The organism is Streptomyces sp. NPDC002130 (genome assembly GCF_040296465.1).
Taxonomy (GTDB): Bacteria; Actinomycetota; Actinomycetes; order Streptomycetales; family Streptomycetaceae; genus Streptomyces.
In genome coordinates, this window is sequence record NZ_JBEOXI010000463.1 from 1 (window position 1) to 3,439 (window position 3,439).

Below are 3,439 nucleotides of genomic sequence, written 5' to 3' on the forward strand. Positions count from 1 at the left end.
CCATCCCCAAGTCGGCCAACCCCGAGCGGCAGCGCGCCAACCTCGACGTGTTCGGATTTGAACTGAGCGAGGACGAGATGCGGGCCGTCGCCGGTTGGGCCGCATCATTCCTGGCCGCTTACGGTCGCGGCGCCAGCCAACAGGCACGACATCGTCTGCTGGTACGAGGGGGCCGTCGAAGTGTTCTCTGCCGAGGAAGTTGCTGTGCCACCACCTGCGATCACCGGAGTGTTCTTCACATAACTCAGCGACAGCGTCGTACCACCGTCTCTTTTCTTCCGCCGCTTTGTCCCACGCCGCAAGTAGTTCCGGGTCGATCGTGCGGTAAACCTCAGTCGGTGCGCTCATTTCAGTCCTTGTGTTGATCGAGACGATTGGGCCTTCGCGTTGTCGGCGATCCCCCACTCGCGGTAGAGCCGTCTGCGTTCGCTATTCGTTAGGAGAATTGCGCGGTCGACGACGGCTACGACTCGCAGTGCCGGCGTGTGGACCGACGGGATGGAATCTTCGTCGGAGGGCTGGACATCGCCGACTGGTTCAACTCGGTACAGATCGCCCCTCCCCCACAGTGAGGCGTGGTATTTGGCGTACAGGCGGTGCCCGGTGGCGTAGACCCGCCCTGACTGTTGGGACGGTCCGTCCATCCCAAGGTGCGCTTCACCTCGGGCGCGGGCTTCGCACCACGGGCAGCCGTCATGTTCCCGACGACTGTGGCCCGGCTCGATCAGGTCACCGACCCGAAGGTCCGGAACCCCGCCATGGAATAGTCGTGAGCTCATTATCTCTGCTCCTCGGGTGCGAAGAATGTTTCCCACCGTTCGGCAATGGCGTTGTCGTCGAGTGGTTCTCCGGGTATCCATCCACACCGTTTGAATGCGCTTCCCATCAGGTCGATGAATGCTTCTGCCTGTTCTCGGGTCTTGCCTTTGCTGGTGAGCGCTTCGATGGCGTCTTCACGGTTCATCGGTCCTGCTCCTCGACGGCAACGAACGGTGCGAACTCGTCGTAGTCGGCGGTCGGTGAGATGATCGTCTGCCACTCACTCGAGCGGAAATCCCAGCCACCGTTCTCGACTCGCCGGTATTCGTCCCCTACCTTGTCCCGAACGGTGCGCACGTGTGCGGGCACGGCATCCAATGACGGCCACTCAGTGTCGGTGGTGGCAAGCGCCTCGGCGCGACGGGCGCAGTCCTCGAGGTCCCTTACCGAGAGCCAAGCGTGTTCCCAGGGCCCAGCCTCGTGAGGGTCGACCACAGCGAGCGCGGCACGGAGAGCGCCTGCGGCACCCCCGATAACGGACGCTTCGGTGGGGGCGGGGACTATCGGGGAGGAGGCGGCTTCGAATGTGTCCGCGAATGACGCAGGCTTGCATGGGTAGAACTCGCCTTGTGTGCCCTTGATGATCCAATCACCCGGATGGGCGGCCATCTCCCCTTCGAGGGTGTGAATGCGCAGAAGTCCGGAAGCCGTACGCCCCATCGGCGCACCATCCACCGCCATCCACTGCGCTATGGATCGCCAATCCTTGCCGTCGTACTGCATCGCTTCGACCTCGACGGGCTTCTTGCGGAACTTCCCCGGCCCATCCTCTTTCGTCTCCTCCTCGGCGGGTTCGGCAGGGGCTGGAACTGCGTCGATCCACGGGCCTGTCGTCACTTCACGGCAAACCAGCTTGCCGTCGCGAACCCACTGCAACATCTCTTCGGGATCAGCCGGATCGAATGAGATGTTGCAGATCCCGCCGGGAAACTCGATAGCCCACTCGGTTTCGGTCTCCGCCTCATTCTTGCTGGGTTCGGCAGGGGCGGGCGGGTATTCGCGCAACTCCCACTCGCCGCCGCAGTAGCCCCACACACCACCATCCGATGCGGTGTGGGTCCGTTCAAACAGGCCAGTCACTTCCGGGAAGCCGAAGTGCGCGGTGGCGAACTTCCGGGTCATCGCCCGGTACCAACCGATCGGCTTCACTTCCTCGGCGGGTTCGGTTGCCGGATCCGGCTCTGACTCACCCAGCGAGTACGGATTGCTGGTGTACGCATTGCCGCGTGTTCCGTCCACGCCAGCATCGCTGTCGGTCACTGCGGCCTGATAGCCCTGTTCCCACACGAAGTACGGATGCTCGGGGTTGGGGACGACAGGCTCGGCGGGTTCGGTTTCCGGGAACAGCACGGGCCGGAGCCTTTCCTTCGCTCGATGAAACTCCGGATCGACAGTCGACCCCTTCAGGAACAGGGTCCGCACATCCGTCATCTCCTCGGTGGTGAGGATGTGGCCCTTTTGGCAGTCGATCAGTCCGTCGAGGATGTGGCCGGCCTCGGGATTTACTCGGTCGGACACTTCGAGGTGCGGTTCGTCGGACCTGATGCGCAGCGCCCAGCGCCCGCCGTCGCGTTCGATCCACTCTCCAACTTTGATGCTTGCGCCCGAAGGATTCTCAACCTCCACGAATCGACCTGATTGGGCAGCGGGCGGTCCGTCAAACACGATGTCGATGAAGTCCGCTGCCTTGTCGGCGGGTTCGGCTGCTGGGAACAGGGCAGGTGGCAGTAGCGGATTCTCGGGCCACTTCATCACGCCGAGCGCATCCCGCGACAATTCGGCGAAACGCGGGTCCGCTGCCATTCGCCGGTAGTGCGCCCACTGTTCGGGCATGAGTGCTATACCGCCGACGGGGACGAGACGGCCGACGGAGGTAAGGAACTCGACGACCGCCTGCATTCCGTGGCGTATCTCAGATCGCTGGGCGCTGGGAAGGTTGGCCCAGTTGTTGTGGGTCAACCCCGATCGGTGCAGGCTGTCGATGTATGCCTTCGCTACCGGCGTCACGACGTCCGCTGAGGAAACCTGGACCGCGCTGCAATCGGACTGGTTCGTTGTCATCTCATTTTTCCGTTCCGTGGAGGAGCCATTGTTCGAAGACCGGGTTGCACAGGCAGGCTGGGGATCTTTTGTCTCGAATCAGTGCGATCGCATCAGCGGGTGTCATTCCGTCGAGGATGAGGGCGCGGCCCGCGATGAGGGAGGAGCGGTTCAGGCCGGCTTGGCAATGAACCAGGATCGGTCCGGATCGACGGCAGACGTTCACCCATGCGGCGAGGGCGTCGACCTGATCGAATCCTTGGCTCTCGTGGTCGTACATGCGTACTTTGACGAAACTGTCGAGGGTGTGAGTGACGGTGTATGCCTCCCACGGATATAGGGAGACAACATGTTTGAAGAATGTAGGCAGGATCAGCCCGTTTTCGCAGCCGCCCTGCCACAGGTTGCCCTCGAGTTGGGACACGTACGGAACATCGAAGTCCATCATCCCGTGTGCCGCGATTCCACTGAGGCGTTGTGTGGTCGCTGGATGTCCAGGTACGTCGTCGGCTCGTCGAGGAGGAGCAGCGGCGTCTGCTGGGCGAGCGCCATGGCGATCCACACGCGCTGGCGCTGGCCG

General features: G+C 62.7%; 3 protein-coding genes and 2 pseudogenes. 1 reads left to right on the plus strand and 4 read right to left on the minus strand.

What is annotated here, in order from left to right:
• Nucleotides 1–92 (plus strand): annotated as a pseudogene (locus ABT116_RS41015) (aldo/keto reductase); the annotation flags it as partial.
• Nucleotides 93–778: 686 nt separating this feature from the next.
• Here the strand turns inward: ABT116_RS41015 and ABT116_RS41020 are convergent.
• From ABT116_RS41020 to ABT116_RS41035, 4 genes and pseudogenes are all read right to left on the minus strand, one after another.
• On the minus strand, nucleotides 779–964 hold the full coding sequence (locus tag ABT116_RS41020; RefSeq protein WP_351645273.1) for a hypothetical protein: 186 nt from the start codon (nucleotides 962–964) through the stop codon (nucleotides 779–781).
• Nucleotides 961–2,880: a hypothetical protein gene (locus ABT116_RS41025; protein WP_351645276.1), complete on the minus strand. Its 1,920-nt coding sequence runs from the start codon at nucleotides 2,878–2,880 to the stop codon at nucleotides 961–963. The genes ABT116_RS41020 and ABT116_RS41025 overlap by 4 nt, the downstream gene beginning before the upstream one ends.
• Nucleotide 2,881: 1 nt before the next feature.
• On the minus strand, nucleotides 2,882–3,307 hold the full coding sequence (locus ABT116_RS41030) for a protein-tyrosine phosphatase family protein (protein WP_351645278.1): 426 nt from the start codon (nucleotides 3,305–3,307) through the stop codon (nucleotides 2,882–2,884).
• Between the two features lie 41 nt (nucleotides 3,308–3,348).
• Nucleotides 3,349–3,439, minus strand: a pseudogene (locus ABT116_RS41035) (ATP-binding cassette domain-containing protein); the annotation flags it as partial.